The 17,721-nt window shown below is 71.3% G+C and carries 17 protein-coding genes and 2 tRNA genes; 11 read left to right on the plus strand and 8 right to left on the minus strand.

From position 1 onward, the window contains the following. Positions 1-265 precede the first annotated feature (265 nt). Positions 266-1,111, minus strand: coding sequence for an EamA family transporter (locus IEZ07_RS34485; protein ID WP_191898643.1), 846 nt, complete (start codon positions 1,109-1,111; stop codon positions 266-268). Between the two features lie 149 nt (positions 1,112-1,260). On the opposite strand from IEZ07_RS34485, the gene IEZ07_RS34490 reads away from it, so the two are divergent. Next, complete coding sequence (locus tag IEZ07_RS34490) at positions 1,261-1,761, plus strand: MarR family winged helix-turn-helix transcriptional regulator (RefSeq protein WP_191898644.1); 501 nt, start codon at positions 1,261-1,263, stop codon at positions 1,759-1,761. Positions 1,762-1,893: 132 nt separating this feature from the next. Here IEZ07_RS34490 and IEZ07_RS34495 read toward each other — a convergent pair whose 3' ends face one another. Together IEZ07_RS34495 and IEZ07_RS34500 are read right to left on the minus strand one after the other, a co-directional pair. Then, a complete protein-coding gene (locus tag IEZ07_RS34495) occupies positions 1,894-3,240 on the minus strand; it encodes an ABC1 kinase family protein (RefSeq protein WP_191898645.1) in 1,347 nt (448 codons plus the stop codon). Between the two features lie 65 nt (positions 3,241-3,305). After that, a complete protein-coding gene (locus IEZ07_RS34500) occupies positions 3,306-4,406 on the minus strand; it encodes a ThiF family adenylyltransferase (protein ID WP_191898646.1) in 1,101 nt (366 codons plus the stop codon). Between the two features lie 149 nt (positions 4,407-4,555). Between IEZ07_RS34500 and IEZ07_RS34505 the strand changes: the two genes are divergently transcribed. From IEZ07_RS34505 to IEZ07_RS34515, 3 genes are all read left to right on the plus strand, one after another. Next, positions 4,556-5,341 (plus strand): enoyl-CoA hydratase/isomerase family protein, encoded by a 786-nt coding sequence (locus IEZ07_RS34505; protein WP_191898647.1) that lies wholly within the window; start codon positions 4,556-4,558, stop codon positions 5,339-5,341. A gap of 141 nt (positions 5,342-5,482) precedes the next feature. Further along, positions 5,483-5,998 carry a M48 metallopeptidase family protein gene (locus IEZ07_RS34510; protein WP_068901440.1) on the plus strand — a complete coding sequence of 172 codons (516 nt, stop codon included), beginning with the start codon at positions 5,483-5,485 and terminating at the stop codon, positions 5,996-5,998. Then, positions 5,995-6,627, plus strand: coding sequence for a glycosyltransferase family protein (locus IEZ07_RS34515; RefSeq protein ID WP_191898648.1), 633 nt, complete (start codon positions 5,995-5,997; stop codon positions 6,625-6,627). The genes IEZ07_RS34510 and IEZ07_RS34515 overlap by 4 nt, the downstream gene beginning before the upstream one ends. A gap of 141 nt (positions 6,628-6,768) precedes the next feature. Here the strand turns inward: IEZ07_RS34515 and IEZ07_RS34520 are convergent, their stop codons facing one another. The 3 genes from IEZ07_RS34520 to IEZ07_RS34530 all read right to left on the minus strand — a co-directional run bounded on the left by IEZ07_RS34520 (position 6,769) and on the right by IEZ07_RS34530 (position 9,789). Continuing rightward, entirely contained in the window at positions 6,769-7,806 is a 1,038-nt protein-coding gene (locus IEZ07_RS34520) for an endonuclease/exonuclease/phosphatase family protein (RefSeq protein ID WP_191898649.1), read from the minus strand. A 64-nt stretch (positions 7,807-7,870) separates the two neighbouring features. After that, a complete protein-coding gene (locus tag IEZ07_RS34525) occupies positions 7,871-8,410 on the minus strand; it encodes an NUDIX hydrolase (RefSeq protein WP_191898653.1) in 540 nt (179 codons plus the stop codon). Between the two features lie 71 nt (positions 8,411-8,481). Continuing rightward, a complete protein-coding gene (locus IEZ07_RS34530; protein ID WP_373868905.1) occupies positions 8,482-9,789 on the minus strand; it encodes a zinc-dependent metalloprotease in 1,308 nt (435 codons plus the stop codon). Positions 9,790-9,868: 79 nt separating this feature from the next. Here IEZ07_RS34530 and IEZ07_RS34535 point away from each other — a divergent pair, with 79 nt between their 5' ends. The 7 genes from IEZ07_RS34535 (at position 9,869) to IEZ07_RS34565 (ending at position 16,666) form a co-directional block, all read left to right on the plus strand. Further along, positions 9,869-10,942 (plus strand): NAD-dependent epimerase/dehydratase family protein, encoded by a 1,074-nt coding sequence (locus IEZ07_RS34535; RefSeq protein ID WP_191898655.1) that lies wholly within the window; start codon positions 9,869-9,871, stop codon positions 10,940-10,942. A gap of 46 nt (positions 10,943-10,988) precedes the next feature. Then, positions 10,989-11,414 carry a molybdenum cofactor biosynthesis protein MoaE gene (locus tag IEZ07_RS34540; RefSeq protein ID WP_068901446.1) on the plus strand — a complete coding sequence of 142 codons (426 nt, stop codon included), beginning with the start codon at positions 10,989-10,991 and terminating at the stop codon, positions 11,412-11,414. 131 nt (positions 11,415-11,545) lie between these two features. Then, the gene (locus IEZ07_RS34545; RefSeq protein ID WP_191898650.1) at positions 11,546-12,592 is read left to right on the plus strand and encodes a YlbL family protein; all 1,047 of its coding nucleotides are present in this window, start codon (positions 11,546-11,548) and stop codon (positions 12,590-12,592) included. A gap of 282 nt (positions 12,593-12,874) precedes the next feature. Then, positions 12,875-15,796 carry a UPF0182 family membrane protein gene (locus IEZ07_RS34550; protein WP_239321292.1) on the plus strand — a complete coding sequence of 974 codons (2,922 nt, stop codon included), beginning with the start codon at positions 12,875-12,877 and terminating at the stop codon, positions 15,794-15,796. Positions 15,797-15,859: 63 nt separating this feature from the next. Beyond that, positions 15,860-15,936: transfer RNA gene (locus IEZ07_RS34555), tRNA-Met, on the plus strand. 117 nt (positions 15,937-16,053) lie between these two features. Further along, positions 16,054-16,130, plus strand: a tRNA-Met gene (locus IEZ07_RS34560). Between the two features lie 113 nt (positions 16,131-16,243). Further along, positions 16,244-16,666 (plus strand): PH domain-containing protein, encoded by a 423-nt coding sequence (locus IEZ07_RS34565; protein WP_191898652.1) that lies wholly within the window; start codon positions 16,244-16,246, stop codon positions 16,664-16,666. Positions 16,667-16,678: 12 nt separating this feature from the next. On the opposite strand, the gene IEZ07_RS34570 is transcribed toward IEZ07_RS34565, so the two are convergent. After that, positions 16,679-16,906 carry a hypothetical protein gene (locus IEZ07_RS34570; protein WP_068901453.1) on the minus strand — a complete coding sequence of 76 codons (228 nt, stop codon included), beginning with the start codon at positions 16,904-16,906 and terminating at the stop codon, positions 16,679-16,681. Between the two features lie 53 nt (positions 16,907-16,959). Further along, complete coding sequence (locus IEZ07_RS34575; protein WP_068901455.1) at positions 16,960-17,379, minus strand: hypothetical protein; 420 nt, start codon at positions 17,377-17,379, stop codon at positions 16,960-16,962. Positions 17,380-17,721 lie beyond the last annotated feature (342 nt).

Below are 17,721 nucleotides of genomic sequence, written 5' to 3' on the forward strand. Positions count from 1 at the left end.
CCCATCCGAGCCACGATCCACCCATCCACCAGCAGCGTTGCATTGATCGTCTGAATCTAAGCGGCCTCCGATGAGGCCGCCCTTTCGTGCTTCCGGTTCGTGTTTCCGGCGAGGGTCCGGCACGCGGCCGGGAGCGGCGTGCGGGATGCGGCGTGCGGGATGCGGCGTGCGGGATGCGGCCGCGGACGGTGGGGGTCCGGCACGCGGCCGGGAACGGTGGGTTCCGTCGGCCCGGTCCCGACCGGGGCGGTCAGGGCGGTCGCGGTCAGGCCGGTCTCCGGCCCAGGGCCTGGCCTGCGATGAGCGCGCCGAGCGCGACGGCGAAGCCGGCGGCCTGCCAGCCGGTGAGGGTCTGGCCGAGGATCACGAATCCGGCGAGGACGGCGACCATGGGATTGGTGAGGCCGAGCAGGGAGAGCGAGGTGGGCGGCAGGCGGTCGATGCCGCGGAACCACAGGGCGTAGGCCGCCGCGGTGCCGATGACGCCCAGGTAGGCGAAGCCGAGGAGGTTCTCACCGGTCACTGAGGCCGGAACGCCCTCGACGGCGAGGGTGAGGGGGGCCAGCGCCAGCCCGCCGAAGGTGAGCTGCCAGCCCGTCATGACCAGGGGTGCCTCGGGCTGCCCCCACTTCTTGGCCAGGACGATGGCGGTCCCCATCAGGGAGGTGGCGGTGAGCATGGCGGCGACCCCGAGCGGGTCCAGCCGGGCCTGGGCGGTCAGGGCCATGAGGGCCACGCCGAAGGTGCCGGCCAGCGCCGCGCAGAGCACGGCACGGGCCGGGCGGATCCGCAGGACCGCGAGCGAGAGCAGTGCGACGACCAGCGGCTGGACCGAGCCGATCGTGGCGGCGACCCCGCCGGGTAGGCGGTAGGCGGCGAAGAAGAGCAGCGGGAAGAAGGCCCCGAAGTTGAGCGTGCCGAGTGCCGCGGACCTCCACCACCACGAGCCCGAGGGCAGGCGGCGGGTCACGGCCAGCAGCACCAGCCCCGCCGGGAGGGCCCGCAGGGTCGCGGCCAGCAGCGGCCGGTCGGCGGGCAGCAGCGTCGCGGTGACGACATAGGTGGTTCCCCAGCTCACCGGTGCCAGCGCGGCGAGTGCGAGGTCGCTCATGGTATGGGTCCGCGCGAGGCGCGGGACTGCGATGACGGCCACGACCGATCACTCCTCACTGATAATCTCAACATTGAGATAACAGCACGATAGATGTGCGAACGTCAAATCTGTTAACGTTGAGATTGTTCGGATTGAGAGGAGAGCCGGTGAGCGACGCGGTGGACGCGCTGATGGCGCAGTGGAAACAGGAGCGGCCCGACATCGATGTGTGGCCGATGGGCGTCATCGGCCGGATCTCACGGCTGTCCGCGCTGCTCGGGCGCGAGCTCAAGGAGTCCTTCGCCGAGTACGGGCTGGAGCCGTTCGAGTTCGACGTGCTGGCCACGCTGCGCCGCTCCGGCGCGCCGTACGAGCTGACGGCCGGGGCGCTGCTCAAGGCCGCGATGGTGACCTCGGGCGCGATCACCAACCGGATCGACCGGATGGAGGCCAAGGGCCTGGTCGAGCGGGTCAGGGACGGCGCGGACCGCCGGTCGGTGCGGATCCGGCTCACCCGGCGCGGGCTGGAACTCGTCGACGAGGTGGTCGGGCCGCACGTGGCCAATGAGGAACGCCTGCTGGCCGCGCTCGGGCCGGCCGAACGCGATCAGCTCGCCGGGCTGCTGCGCGTGCTGCTCGAATCCATGGGCGACACCTCGCTCACCTGACTCGCTCACCCGGCCGTCCGTGCCCGCCCACTCCGGAACCGGCCCCGGTCCCCGGGACCCGGCAGGGGAATGGAGGCCGCCCCGATCGGGCCGGCCCTGGATCCAGGCGCCCCGTTCGCGGGATCCAGGCGCTCAGCTCGCGATGGCGTCCTCGGTGGGCTCCGCGTCGGGATCCTCCCCGGTGAATCCGGGAACCCAGCGGATGACCTCGTCGCGGAAGCGGGCCGTGGCGCCGAGCTGGCAGAGTACGCCCACTCCCGCCGCGTGCACCCGGTGGATGAGGACGTAGGAGACGGGTAGGTTGAGCTGGCGCACCACGTTGCCGGGACGCAGGTCGGTGGCGGTGGCGGCCTGCCGCTGCAGCCACTCCCGGCTGAAGGTGAACTCCTCCACCGCCGTCGGCTCGACGTAGGGGGCGAGGAACGCGCGCAGGGCCTCCGGATCCACCTCGATGTGCGGGAGGATGAAGCCCTCGTCGCGCAGACCGCGGATCACGGTCTCCATGTCGCCCTGGTTGAAGATGCGGGTCAGTATCCCGAAGACCGGCGGATAGCCGTTGGGCATCCGGTTGACCGCGCCGAAGTCGAGCACGCACATCCGCCCGTCCTCGGCGATCCGGAAGTTGCCGGGGTGCGGGTCGGCGTGGAGCATGCCCACCCGGGCGGGGGAGCAGAACAGGAACCGGACGAACTGCAGCCCGGCGCGGTCGCGTTCCTCCTTGGTCCCGTCGGCGATGATCCGGGACAGCGGGATGCCGTCCACCCACTCCGAGACCAGGATCTGCTCGTTGGCGGCGATGACGTCCGGGACCAGGAAATCGGGGTCGTCCTTGAACTCCTGGGCGAAGGCGTGCTGGGCCTCGGCCTCGCGCAGGTAGTCGAGCTCCTCCACGATCCGCTCACGCAGCTCGGAGAGCACGGCCTTGATGTCGAGACCGGGCAGCAGCACCCCGAAGAGCTTGCCGAGCCGGGCGAGCTGGGTGAAGTCGGAGAGCAACGCCTTTCCGGCGCCCGGGTACTGGATCTTGACGGCGACCGTGCGGCCGTCATGCCAGACGGCCTTGTGCACCTGACCGATCGAGGCGGCCGCGGTGGGCAGGTCCTCGAACGACTGGAAGTTCGCCCGCCAGTCGTCCCCCAGTTGCTCGGTGAGCACCTTGTGCACGGTCGCGGCGGGAAGCGGCGGGGCCGCGTCCTGCAACTTGGTCAGGGTCGCCCGGTAGGGGCCGACGACCTCCGGGGGCAGCGCGGCCTCGAAGATGGACAGCGCCTGCCCGAGCTTCATCGCCCCGCCCTTGAGCTCGCCGAGGACCTTGAAGATCTGCTCGGCCGTCCGCTCCTGGATCTCCTGGGCGACGATCTCGGCTGACTTGCCTCCGATGCGTTTGCCCAGGCCGAGGGCGGTTCGTCCGGCGAAACCGATGGGAAGAGCCGCCAGTTTGGCGGAGCGCGTGACGGCGCGGCGCGGAAGGTCACTCACCTTGGTTTGCGGCGTGCCCCCCGTGGAGCGCGGTACGCCGCTCCCTCCCTTCGCGGTGGTGTCTGTCACCGGCAGGTAGCCGACGCGACCATTGTCGGCGAACCGAACTGGTTTCGGAAGCAACGACATAGAGGGTGAACGTTCCAGGATCGCTGTTTCCATCTCCAATCAGGCGATATATCTAATGTGCTGTTGGTCACAGGGGGTTCGCCCCCGTCGAGGAAGGCGAGCGCGTGGCCGGCCGCAGTGGCCGCGACCAGCGTCGACATCGCGGTCCCGCAGGCCGTCTCGCCCGCCGGGTAGCCGCCCAGCCGGGCGCTGACGACAGGCCACCCCGGATCACGATCGCGCCGGGCGAGATCGAGGCAGTTCAGGCACGCGCTCCTCCCCGGCACGACCAGCGGGCCCACCGACCCCGCGCCTTCGAAGGCGGTGGCCAGCAGGTGCGGGATGCCCCAGTCGATCAGGTCCCGCACGAGCAGGCCGTCCAGCGGCTCCACCGGTGCGAGCACCACCAGGTCGGGGCGGCGGGAACCGTCGGAGAGGTGGGCCGCCTCCTTCCCGGTCCATGCGGTGAGAGCGGGTGAGACGCGCCCGGCCACGGCCACCGCGCCCTCCTGCCGGCTCATCCCCACCTCCGCCGGGGTGAGACCGCCGGGGACGACGTCCCGGGGCCCGGCCGTACCGGGATCGATCACGCAGAGCCGTCCGACCCCGGAGGCGGCGAGCACGGAGACGATCTGCGCGCCCACCCGGCCCGCCCCGTACACCCGCACCTGGGCGGTGCGCCTGCGTTCCAGGACGGAGAGCCCGCCGTCTGTCGTGCCGGGGGTCAGGGAGAGCACGTCCAGGTCGGGCCGGAGCCGGTCGCGCTCGGCCAGCGTGAGCGCGCGCGGCGGGCGCGAAGCCGCCCCCGCGTCCTCCACCAGCCCCCGTTCGACCAGCAGGTCGAGCAGGACCCGCCCGCGATCCTCCCCGATCCCGGCGTCGACCGCGGCCGACAGCACGCCCGGGAGGTCGCGCACGCCGTCGAGGCTCTCGACCCAGCGCCGCACCTCGGGCGCGAGGTCGGTCAGCACGACCGCGTGACCGGGGTGCGCACCGAACTGCAGCGTGCGTTCGTCACGGGCGACCCGGCGGAGCGCGGGCTTCAGACGTGGTCTCATCCGTCGGCCTTTCTGGGGAGGAGGCGTCGTCCAGCGTGCCAGGGGCGGGGAGGGGCTCGGCGGGGCTTTCCGGGTCCTGTGGAAAACCCCGGAGAGGACTCCAGACTGTGGACGCCGGCGGGGGTGTCGGTGTCCACTACGATCCCCGCATGAACGAGCTCTTGGTCGACCGGCGGGACGACGGCGTCGTGCTGCTCACCCTGAACCGTCCGGATCGGCGCAACTCGATGACCGACGGGATGACCGAGCAGTGGCGGCGGGCCGTCGGCGACCTGAAACGGGACGGGGACGTGCGGTGCGTCGTCGTCACCGGGGCGGGGAGCGTGTTCTGCTCGGGAGGGGACCTGTCCTGGCTGGCGGACAGGGGAGCGGAGGACGTGCCCGCCCTGCGCGACCGGATGCTGGGGTTCTACCGGACGTGGCTGTCGATCGCGGAGCTGGAGGTGCCGACCATCGCCGCGATCAACGGCGCCGCCGTCGGAGCGGGTCTCTGCTTCGCGCTCGCCTGCGACCTGGTCTACGCGGCCGAGGACGCCAAGTTGCTCGTCCCCTTCACCTCGCTGGGCCTGCACCCCGGCATGGCCGCGACCTACCTGCTGCCCAGGGCCGCTGGCGTCGGCGTGGCCAGGGAGATGCTGCTGACCGGGCGGACCGTGCTCGGCGCGGAGGCGGCCGCCACGGGACTCGTCACCAGGGCGTTCCCCCGCGAGTCCATCCTGGCGGAGGTGCTGGGGATCGCGTCGGCGACGGCGGCCAACGCCCCCGTCGCCACCCGGCTCACCAAGGTCGCCCTCGCGGGCGGCGGCCACGCCGACCTCGACGCCGCGTTGCGCTGGGAGTCCCTGGCCCAGCCGGTGACCATGGCCACGGGAGACCTGCTGGAAGGACTGGCCGCCCAGAGAGAACGCCGGGCCCCGCGATTCGGGAACTCCTGAGACAGGCGATATCCGCGTTAATTCGATAAGTCATGGTCATAACCGTCCGGTCTCGTTGAACAATCTACGAACGGTGATTGACCAGCAGGAACGCCCCCCGCCCTCTGGTGGGAATTAACCATTCTCGGCTACCGTGCATAGGTGCCCCCCGAGACAGTCGAGGTCCGTCGAAGTTCTCGTCGTCGGCGGACCGTTTCCGCATACCGCGACGGCGAGAAAACGATCGTGCTGCTCCCAGACGGTCTGAGCAGGACCGATGAGGAGCAGTGGGTGCGCCGGATGCTCGACCGGCTCGCCGCCAAGGAGCAGCGAAGACGCCCCTCGGACGACGATCTGATGGAGCGGGCCGCCGAGCTGTCCGCCCGCTATCTCGAGGGCGCCGCACTGCCGTCGAGTGTGCGATGGGTGGAGAACCAGCGGCACCGCTGGGGTTCGTGCACCCCCGACCACGGCACCATCAGGATCTCCACGCGGCTGCGGGGCATGCCCGCCTGGGTGGTCGACTACGTGATCATGCACGAGCTCGTGCACCTGCTCGTGCCGAGCCACGGCCCCCGGTTCTGGACCCTGGTGGAACGCTATCCCAAGGCCGAGCGGGCGCGCGGCTTCCTCGAAGGATTCTCCATGGCGGCCAACGGCGCCGCGGAGGAGTGGTGACGGCCGGGAGCCCGGCCGGCGAGCAGCGGGGCACGGAGCGGCTGGTGGCGGTCCTCGTCACCGAGACGACGGCCGCCGCCGCGCCTCCGGGCGTCGACCCCGCCGCGTTCCTGACCGCGGTCGCCGAGGACACCTACGAGATGGCCGCCGGGCTCGACTTCGTGACACCCGTCCTGGTCACGAGTGTGCCGGGGATGGAGGAGATCGTCTGGCCGGGGACCCCGGTCGTGGAGATCGCCCCCGGGCTGTCCGGCGCCGCCCTGGTGGCGGCGGCCTTCGCCGCCCTGCCGTACGGCGGGCAGGCGGCCCTGGTCAGCGCGGACGCCCCGGACCTGCCGCCGCTCCTGATCGGCAAGCTCTTCCGCGCGCTGGGACGGGCCCGGATCGCCGTCTGCCCCGCGCAGGGCGGTGGCGCCGTGGCGCTCGCGGCCCACCTGCCCTATCCCGGGTGGGCCGACACCGGATTCGACGACCCCGACCCGGTCGGGGCATTGCGCGACCGCGCCCCGGGCAGCCGGATGGTCGCCACCGGCCCCGGCTGGCACCGCCTGCGGACCCCCGGCGACGTCGGCCGGCTCGACCCCGGCCTGGAAGGCTGGGACAACACCCGGGCGCTGCTGTCGGCGTGACGCCTGGGGCCCCGCCCGGAAGCCGCGAGGGCCACGGGAAGCCGGGAGGGCGGGCGCCCTGAGAGCCGGGCGGGCGCAGCGCCCGGTGCCGCGACCCGGCCGTCCGGGCGGGGGCGGACGCCCTGGTCACCTGACGAAGCACTACCGGGAGAGCCGGGCGGGCAGCCGGAGATCGGCGAAGACGGCGCGGTGGTCGGTGCCGGGCAGAGTGTGGATCCCGACCTCGTTGACGAGGACCCGGCGGTCCACCAGGACGTGGTCGATGGTGATGATCGGCGGGATCCGCCTGCCGGAGGGCCAGGTGGCGACGAGTCCCTGCCCGACCTGATCGGCCGCGTCGACGTATCCCCGGTCCAGGAGGCCCCGCATCACCGCGTGGTCGAGACTGGCGTTGAAGTCGCCCGCGAGGATGCGGAGCGTGCCGGGGGAGGGCGGCGGAAGCGCCTCGATGCCCGATTCCCACCCGTCCACCAGCTCGCCGATCGGCGCGTACGTGTGCACGTCGACGATCTCCACCGGGGCGGAGCCGGGCGGTGTGACCACGGCCGCGGGCATGTTGTGGCCGATCACCCGGAACAGTCCGGCGCGGGGGGTCAGCGGGTGCCTGGAGTACAGGCCGCTGCCCGTCGCGCCCGAGTCCGCCTGCAGCACGCGGTGCGGGAGCAGCCCGGCGATGCCCGCCGCGTCCAGCCTCTCCACCATCTCCGGAGTGAGCTCCTGGGTGCTCAGCACATCTGGCCGCAACCGCCTGACCAGGTCCACGACGGCGGACGCGTCGGCCCCGCCGAACAGCAGGTTGGCGGTCAGCACCCGCAACGGCGTCCCGGTCCCGGTCTCCGCCGCCCCCGCGGAGCCCACGGCCCTGGGAATCACACTGGAGCCGAGCGCGACCGCGGTGACCAGCGCGACGGCCGTGGCCGTCCGGCTGCGGGCCAGTGCGCCGACGAGCAGCGGCACCAGCGAACCCGCCGCCACGTACGGCGTGCCGGTCATGAACTGGGTGGGCAGCGACCCCCGCTCCAGCCCGGCCACCCGGGCGACGGCCCACAGGGCGAACGGCGCGACCGCGACCCAGGCGAAGGCCCGGGAGACACGCCACCGGCGCCGGGCGGGGACCACGACCACGCCGCCGGCGGCCCCCCCGGACGAGACGTCCACATCCACGTTGCTCTGATCCATCGATCGCCCCCCTGCGGGGACGACGCTATCCGAGGCCATGTGAAACGTACGTAAAACGGTCCGATCAGCCGGAGAGCAGCGCCTGCCTGGCCCGGCGGGCCAGGCGGCGGGTGGCCTCGTCGCTGGGGTCCGGGATCCCGTCCACCGGGAACCAGCGCAGGTCCAGGGACTCCTCGCTGATCACCGCCTCGGCCCCGGCGGGCGCCACCGCGCCGTACTCGACGTCGAGGTGGTGGCTGAACGGCGGATGGCACCAGACGCGGTGCCTGTCCAGGGCCAGCGGCCCGGGCAGCAGCCGCAGCCCGGGGATGCCCGACTCCTCGATCGCCTCCCGCAGCGCCACGGCCTCCAGGGACAGGTCACCGGGCTCGCAGTGGCCGCCCATCGGCAGCCACAACCCCGCCTTGCCGTGCAGCGTCAGCAGCACGCGCTCACCGTCGTGGGAGAGCACCGCGGTGGTGGCGGTCAGATGGTCGGGCACGCACTCGCGGTACATCCCGTCGCCGTGGGAGCGCAGGTGCGCCAGGAACTCCTGGCGCAGCGCATCCTCGGCGCCGGTCGGCGCGTGCCACGCCCCCAGCACGGCCCGCGCGTCGGCGTGCAGGGCACCTGGGGGCGGGTCCCCACCGGGGAGGAGGTCGCCGGGACCGGACCGGCCGCCCCGATCGGGAAGGCTCACGCGCCGTCGTCCCTGGCGCCGCCGATGTCGTCCTCGTCGTCCCCGGAGTCTCCCGGCTCCTGCGCCTCCCGCAGCGAGGCCTCCAGATCCGACAGGTCGAAGTCGGGCTCGCCCCGCACGAAGCGCTCCGGGTCGTCGAGGTCGGCGGCGGTGGGCATCAGGTCGGGGTGGTTCCACACCGCGTCCCTGCCGTCCACGCCGCGGCCCGTCTCCAGGGCCTTCCACAGGACGGCCGCGTCGCGCAGGCGGCGCGGCCGCAGCTCCAGCCCGACGAGGGTGGCGAAGGTCTGCTCGGCGGGGCCGCCGGTCGCACGGCGGCGCCGTACCGTCTCGCCCAGGGCGGCGGCGGACGGCAGCTTGCCGGCGGCGGCGGCCTCCACCACGGTGCCGACCCAGCCCTCGACCAGCGCGAGCGTCGTCTCCAGCCGGGACAGGGCGGCCTTCTGCCGCTCGGTCTCCTCGGGCTTGAGCAGGTTGCCGCCGCTGAGGGCCTGCTGCAGCTGCTCCGGGCTGTTGAGGTCGAGGCCGCGGAGCTGCTCCTCCAGGGCGGACACGTCCACCGTGATGCCCCTGGCGTACTCCTCCACGGCGCCGAGCAGGTGCCCGCGCAGCCACGGCACGTGCTGGAAGAGCCGGTGGTGGGCCGCCTCGCGCAGGGCCAGGTAGAGGCGGATCTCCTCGGCGGGGGTCTCCAGCCCCTGGCTGAACGCGGCGATCCCGCCCGGGAGCAGGGCGGCGTCCCCGGAGAGCGGCAGCCCGATGTCGGTGGAGCCGACCACCTCGCGGGCGAGCGAACCGAGGGCCTGGCCGATCTGCTGGCCGACCATCATCCCGCCCATCTGCTTCATCATGCCCATCAGCGGTCCCGCCATGGCCTGGGCCTCGGCGGGCAGCCCGGCCGCGCCCAGCGTGCCGCCCATGGTCTCGACCATGCGCTCGGCGATCGGGTCGCAGAGCTGCCGCCAGACGGGGACGGTCTTCTCGATCCACTCCGACCTGCTCCACGCCTGGGGCGAGCCCACGCCGCTGGGCAGCGCGGTGACCTCGTTCAGCCAGAGGTCGGCGAGGTTCAGGGCGTCGGTGATCTGGCGGCGCTCGCCCTCCATCACGCTCGGGTCGCCCTCGGCGACCACCGCGTGCCGGGCGATGTTCTTGGCCATGTCCCAGTTGACCGGGCCGGAACCCTGCGGGGCGGACAGCATGTCGGCGAACTGCCGCATCGCCGCGGCGATCTGCTCCGGGTTGCCGAACATGGCGAACGGGTTCTCGTCGGGGTCGTTTTCCCGACCTGGGAAGTCAGTCACGGCTCTACCTCGTGCAGGATGGAGGAGTCCACATCCGCCACGTTATCCGTCGCACGGCGGATCAGTGCAAAGTGAGGACCTGGTGCCTACCTCGAAACGCCTCCGGCCCCCGGTCGTCGCCGTCACCGGCGCGGCCTCGGGCGTCGGCCGCGCGTTCCTCGCGAAGGTCGCCTCGTCTGCGGATTTCCGCAGAGTGGTGGCCATCGACGAGCAGCGCGGCGACGTGCCCGACGTCACGTGGAGGGTGATCGACGTCCGAGATCCGCTCTTGGCGAACCGGATCTCCGACATCGACGTGCTCGTCCATCTGACCGCCGACTACGGACTCGACTCCGACCCCGGCGAGCGCCGCGCCCACAACCTGCGCGCGGCGCAGACGGTGCTGACCGCCAGCGCCGCCGCCCGGGTGCGCCGCGTCGTGCTGGTCACCAGCGCCATGGTGTACGGCGCGGCGCCCGACAACCCGGTCCCCCTGCCGGAGGACTCGCCCGTGGCGGCCGAGTCCGACACCGGCGTGGTCGGCGACCACCTGGAGATCGAGGCGCTGGCCAGGCGTTCGCTCCGCAGCCATCCGGGGCTGGAGGTGACCGTGCTCCGCCCCGCCGCGCTGGTCGGTCCGGGCATCGACAGCGTGGTCACCCGGCACTTCGAGGCGCCCCGGCTGCTCACCGTGAAGGGCTGCAGTCCCCGCTGGCAGTTCTGCCACGTCGACGACCTGGTCTCCGCGCTGGAACTGGCCGCTCTCGGCATGGTCTCCGGCGTGGTCGCCGTGGGAGGGGAGGGCTGGCTGGAGCAGGAGCAGGTGGAGGAGATCTCCGGGCTGCGCCGGCTGGAGCTGCCCGCCGGGCTGACCTTCGGCACGGCCCAGCGCCTGCACCGGCTGGGCATCACCCCGGCGCCCGCCACCGACCTGCACCACGTCGTCTACCCCTGGGTGGTCGACTGCACGGCGCTCCGTGAGGCGGGCTGGAAGCCCCAGTGGACCAACGAGGCCGCGTTCGCGCAGCTGCTGGAGCTCCGCGGGGGCAGACACGCGGTCGTCGGCCGCCGCCTGTCCGGCAAGGAGGCCACGCTCACCGCGGCCGGCGCGACCGTCGCGGTCCTCGGCACCGCCGCGATCGTCCGCGTCGCGCGCAAGAAGCGCCGCACCTAGCGGTGCGTCAGCCGGTCCTCCACGCCGGAGAGGTAGTCTTTCCGGCGTGGACGTCATCCGGCTGCTGGGAATTCGCGACAGCGCCCTCTCCCTGGACGAGGTGTTCGCGGCGGTGGGCGACCACGCCGCGGGCGGGACCGCGCTCTTCGTCGGGACGGTGCGCGACCAGGACCACGGCAAGCCGGTCACCCGGCTGTCCTACTCGGCCCATCCGAGCGCCGAGGAGCAGCTGCACCGGGTGGCCGAGAAGGTCGCCGCGGACTTCCCGGTCACCGCGCTGGCCGCGGTCCACCGGGTCGGCGATCTGAAGCTGGGGGACATCGCGGTCATCGTGGCCGTCGCCTGCCCCCACCGGCAGGAGGCGTTCGCCGCCTCCCGCCGCCTCATCGACGACCTCAAGGCCGAGGTCCCGATCTGGAAGAACCAGCTCTTCGCCGACGGCACGACCGAGTGGGTCGGGGCCTGCGAGTGAGCGTCCGGCACCCGGCGCCCGCGACCCCGGGCCCGCGACCGAGAGCCCGCGGCTGAGAGCCCGCGACCGAAGAATGCGAACGCCGTACCGCCGATCTCGCCCGGCCTCCGGAACCGCATAGGCTTTCCCCCATGTCCCGACGTGCGCTGACCCTCATGGTGGCCGGCTTCCTCACACTCGTGCTGGGCGTCGTCGGCACCCTGCTGCCGGTGCCGTACGTCGTGCTGAGCCCCGGGCCGACGGAGAACACCATCGGCGACGTCAAGGGCACTCCGGTGATCAGCATCGAGGGGCGCCCGACCTACCCGACCGAAGGCAAGCTCAGCCTCGTCACGGTCGCCTACCAGGGCGGGCCCGGCAGCAGGATCGACCTGTTCACGGCGTTGCGGGGCTGGGTCGACCCGACCATCGCGGTCGTCCCGGAGGAGACGATCTTCCCTCCGGCGACCACCGCGGAGGAGGTCGAGGAGCAGAACACCCAGGAGATGACCAACTCCCAGGACGACGCGACCGCCGCGGCGCTCACGGAGCTGAAGATCCCCTACGCGTCGTTCGTGACGGTCGCCGCCACGCAGAAGGGCCTCCCCGCCCACGGCAGGTTCACCCAGGGCGACGAGATCGTCTCCGTGGACGGCGTGGCCGCCAAGGACCGCGAGACCGTCTCGGAGGCCGTCCGCAAGCACAAGGCGGGGGAGCAGGTGACCTTCGTCGTCAGGCGCGGCGGCCAGGACGTGACCGTGACCGTGCCCACCGCCGCGTCCGCGGACGGCACGCCCATCGTGGGCATCTCCATGGCGGTCGGCTACAGGTTCCCGTTCGAGGTCAACATCAACGTCGGCGACGTCGGCGGGCCGAGCGCGGGGATGATGTTCTCCCTCGGCATCGTGGACAAGCTCACTCCCGGCGCGATGACCGGAGGGAAGGCCGTGGCCGGCACCGGGACGATCGACCCCCACGGCAAGGTCGGCCCGATCGGCGGCATCCAGCAGAAGATGGTGGGCGCAAGGGAGGCCGGGGCCACGGTCTTCCTCACCCCCGCCGACAACTGCGCGGAGGCGCTCGCCGCGGTCCCCGACGGGCTCAGGCTGGTCAAGGTCGAGACGCTCCACGAGGCCGTCCAGGCGCTCGACGCGGTGCGCACCGGCTCGGGCGCCGTGCCCGCCTGCTCGGCGGACTGAGAGCCGGGAGCACGGGCCCAGGGCACCGGGGACCGGGCCGTCCGGGACGGGCGCGACGAATGCGGCCGGTGGGGCACTGATCGCGGTTCTCGCGCGTTGGCCGTACTGAGCCGAGACCCGCGGAGGTCGTGTCCGCACCGTGCCGAACGGTTGAACGCGACGAAACCCCCGCCGGTGTAGGTTGCCAGACACGGACCGTGCTCTTACGACAAGGGGTTGGCCTTGAGCTTCCGGACCCCCGGAGCCGGTAGGGCGATGCGCTTGCCCCGCCGGCCACGACTGATGCTTCCTGTCGCGATCGCGCTCGTCGCGCTCGTGGCGTTCTTCTTCCTCTTCGCCGGCATCTTCACCGACTACCTCTGGTACGACTCGGTGGACTACACGGCGGTGTTCTCCGGCGTGGTCGTCACGCAGATCGTGCTCTTCATCGTGGGCGCGCTGCTGATGGCCGGCATCGTGGGCGGCAACATGCTGCTCGCCTACCGGATGCGGCCCATGTTCGGCCCCGGCATGTTCGGCGGCGCCAGCGGCGCCGACCGCTACCGGATGGCCCTCGACCCGCACCGAAAGATGATCTTCATCGTCGGCGCCGCGGTGCTCGCGCTGTTCACCGGCTCGTCCTTCGCCGGCCAGTGGAAGACCTGGCTGGAGTTCGTCAACGCCACGCCGTTCAACGAGAACGACGCGCTGTTCGGCATGGACATCTCGTTCTTCACCTTCACCCTCCCGTTCATCCGGCTGGTGCTGAACTTCCTGTTCACCGCGGTGGTGCTCTCGGGCGTGACGGCCACGATCGTGCACTACCTGTACGGCGGGTTCCGGCTCCAGTCGCCCGGCGTGCACGCCTCCCGCGCGGCCCGGGTGCACCTGTCGGTGCTGCTCGGCGTGTTCGTGCTGCTGAAGGCGGTCGCCTACTGGGTCGACCGCTACGACCTGGTCTTCTCCGACCGGGGCTTCGTGCACGGCGCCTCGTACACCGACGTCACCGCCGTGCTGCCCGCCAAGACCATCCTGGCGATCATCGCGCTGATCTGCGCCGCGCTGTTCTTCGCCGGGATCGTACGGCCCGGCGGCATGCTGCCTGGCGTCGCCTTCGGCCTCCTGGTGCTCTCCGCCATCCTGATCGGCGGGGTCTACCCGGCACTCGTCCAGCAGTTCCAGGTCAAGCCGAACGAGCAGGCGCGCGAGCAGGTCTACATCAAGCGCAACATCGAGGCCACCCGGAAGGCGTACGGCGTCAACGACGCCGAGGTCACCGACTACGCGGCGCAGGGCGACGCGAGCAAGGCCAACGTCACCGCCGACACCTCGATCTCCGGTGTGCGGCTGCTCGACCCGAACCTGGTCGCCGAGACCTACGCGCAGAAGCAGCGGATCCGCGGTTTCTACGACTTCCACGATCCGCTGGACGTCGACCGCTACCCGGACGCGTCGGGCAACATGCGCGACACGGTGGTGGCGGTGCGCGAGCTGACCGGTCCGCCGCCGGAGCAGAACAACTGGATCAACCGGCACCTGGTCTACACCCACGGCTACGGCTTCGTGGCCGCGCCCGGCAACGAGGTCGACAGCGAGGGCCTGCCCAACTTCACCGCCAAGGACATGCCGGTTACCGGCCCCCTGGCGGAGCGGACGGGCCTGAAGGAGTCGAGGATCTACTACGGCGAGTCCCCGACCGCCCCGGCGTACGTCGTCGTCGGCGGAGACCGCAACCAGGAGCTCGACTACCCCGGCAGCGGCAACACCGGCCAGCAGAACACCACCTACACCGGCAAGGGCGGCGTGCCCGTCGGCTCGTTCTTCAACCGGATGCTCTACGCGGCCAAGTACAGCGAGATCAACCTGCTGCTCTCGGGCGACGTCAACGCGAAGTCCAAGATCCTGTACGAGCGTGACCCGGCCCAGCGGGTCGCCAAGGTCGCTCCGTTCCTCAGCCTGGACAACAACGCCTACCCGGCGATCGTCGACGGCCGGGTGGTGTGGATCATCGACGCCTACACCACCTCCAACGCCTATCCCTACTCCACCAGCAAGAGCCTGGAGGAGATGACGCGGGACACCGCGACCGATCCGCGCCTGGCCGTGCAGCAGCCGCGCGACAGGATCAACTACATGCGCAACTCGGCCAAGGCCGTGGTCGACGCCTACGACGGCACCGTCCAGATCTACGCCTGGGACGACAAGGACCCGATCCTGCAGACCTGGCGCAAGGCGTTCCCCGGCGTCCTCAAGCCGAAGACGGAGATGTCGCAGCAGCTCCTGCAGCACGTCCGCTACCCCGAGGCGCTGTTCAAGGTCCAGCGCGACGTGCTGTCCCGCTACCACATCACCGACCCCGACGCCTTCTACGGCGGCCAGGACTTCTGGAACGTCCCCGACGACCCGTCGTCGGGTGAGCGCAACATCAAGCAGCCGCCGTACTACCTGTCGGTCAAGATGCCGGGGGCGGCCGCCCCGTCGTTCTCGCTGACCACGACGTTCGTGCCGCGTCAGGGCCCCAACCTCGCCGCGTTCATGGCGGTGGACGCCACGCCGGGACAGAACTACGGGAAGCTGCGCATCCTGCGCATGCCGTCCAACACCACGATCCCCGGCCCGGGCCAGGTGCAGAACAACTTCCGGAACAAGTTCTCCGGAGAGCTCAACCTGCTCAACATCGGCGGCGCGAAGGTCCGCTACGGCAACCTGCTGACCCTGCCGTTCGCCGACGGGCTGGTCTACATCGAGCCGGTCTACGTGGAGACCGCGCCGGGCCCGGGCCAGGAGCCGTACCCGATCCTCCGCCGGGTGCTGGTGGGCTACGGGAACAAGTTCGGCTTCGCCGGCACACTCGAGGACGCGCTGAAGCAGGTCTTCGGGGAGGGCACTCCGCAGACCCCGGCCGAGGACAAGCCGGAGACCCCCGCCGAGGACAAGCCCGAGCAGCCCGCCCTGTCCGAGGCGGAGCTCGCCAAGGCGATCGCGGACGCGCAGGCCGCCTACACGGCGGCGCAGGGTGCCCTGGCGAAGAACCCGCCGGACTGGCAGGCGTACGGCGAGGCCCAGAAGAACCTGCAGAGCGCTCTGGAGAAGCTGAAGGGCGTGGCGAACCCCGCCGCGAGCCCGTCCCCGACGGCGAGCCCGAGTCCTTCGGCCACACCCGCGGCGACCCCGTCGCCGACGTCCTCGGGGACACCCGCACCCTCGCCGTCACCTACCTCGTAGGGACACGGCACCGTTCGATTCGCCTCCACCGCCGAAGCCGGGTAGTCTTCAGACACACACCGACGCGGGGTGGAGCAGTTCGGTAGCTCGCTGGGCTCATAACCCAGAGGTCGCAGGTTCAAATCCTGTCCCCGCTACCAAGGGAAGGCCCGGATCTCACAGAGATCCGGGCCTTCGTCGTTTCCGCGCGATCGACCTGCGCCGGGAGTCGATTTGCCCTTCATCGCAGGGCCGGGTAGTCTTCAGACACACACCGACGCGGGGTGGAGCAGTTCGGTAGCTCGCTGGGCTCATAACCCAGAGGTCGCAGGTTCAAATCCTGTCCCCGCTACCAAGGGAAGGCCCGGATCTCACAGAGATCCGGGCCTTCGTCGTTTCCGCGCGATCGACCACGCTCCCTGTGCCGCGGTGGCCGCGCGGGGCAAGTAACGTGCCAGGGTGGCCGACATGTCCCGATCCCCTGTGCTGCGCTGGCGCGTGCGCCGCGAGATCCTCGTCCTGAAGGCGGCGGGGGCGCTCGCCCTCGCGGTGGCCACCGTGCTGAGTCAGGGTGACGTGCGCGGGATGCTCCTGGCCGGCGCGGGGACCGTCATGCTCGCCGTGCTCGCACTGCGCGACCTCCTGGTCCCGGTACGGCTCAGCGCGGACGGGGAGGGCGTCGTGGTGGCGAAGGGCTTCGCCGGCTCGGAACGGGTGCCGTGGAGCCAGGTCGAACGGATCCGGGTCGACACACGGACCCGTTTCACGTCCCGGACGGAGCTGCTGGAGATCGAGACCCGGGACGGGCTCTTCCTCCTGAGTCGTTTCGACCTCGGAGCGCCGGTCCAGCAGGTCGCCGACGCGCTGCGTGCTTTCCGGACGGGCTCCTGACGCCCCTCGTCCTCAGCCCCTGACCCGGCGGTGGCGGGGTGCGAACTTCGGCTCGGTATGACGGAGCAGGAGGACGGCCTTGTACAGGGCCCACCCGGTGAGGATGGAGCCGAAGGCGGTCTGTCCGATCCGGGCCCATATCGACACATCAGTTGCTGCGAAGACCACGACACCGACCCAGAGAACGCCGAAGACGCCCACGAGGGTCGTCGCAGCCCAATTCATTCCCTGCTGCCACATGCCTGAAGTCTTACAGATCTTGGTTCAAGGCCAGGTCAACGACGCGGAACGGGTCATCGTGGGAGAGTACGGCTGGTGCCGGCACACCTCCGGGCACGTGCTCCCTTCCCGGTCGTCCTCGGCGGAACCTGTTCCCGCGCCGGGAGCCGTTCCAGAGAGGCGACCAGGGCGGCCGCGGTGCGGGCGTCGGCCAGGATGCGGTTCACCTCCTCCTCGCCGGTCGGCAGCTGGCCGCGCTCGCCGAGTTCTGCGGTGAGGAACGTGAGCGGCGCCGGATGGCCTGCGGCATCCGCGGCGGCCGTCGCCCGGGCGGCGGTGAGGAGGCGCAGGTAGTAGGAGCGGAGGGTGGCCTCACGCATCCGTGCGGCCTCGAGATCGTCCAGCAGGGACCGGGCGAGCAGGAGGAGGTCATCGTGGTGATCGGCTTCTGCGGCGATGTGCGCGCGAATGTCGTCGAACTCCGAGCGGGTCATCAAGGTCACCTCCGTGACGGAGTCAGAGTCCTGACCCTCGTGCCTACTTCGTATCCGAGCGCGATTGCGGATGACTTGCGGTCTGGTTGTCCGCACCGGCAGGTTTGGGACGCGCGAGCCTCGGGGATGGTTGGCAAGTTGGTCATGTTGCTCCCGAGCCCTGCTAAGGTTTCTTCTCGCAGGGCGAGCCTCTGCACCCCCTCTCCGAATCCTCGGCAGATCGGTCGCGGCCACGCGAGTGGACACGAACGGAATGTTCGGGTAAGTTTGAGGGGTTGCCTCGGAAACGGGGCGGTCCGAATTCCAGAAAGATCGGCCAGACCGGGTCAAATTGACACGGAA

This window comes from Planomonospora parontospora (assembly GCA_014647935.1).
Lineage (GTDB): Bacteria > Actinomycetota > Actinomycetes > Streptosporangiales > Streptosporangiaceae > Planomonospora > Planomonospora parontospora.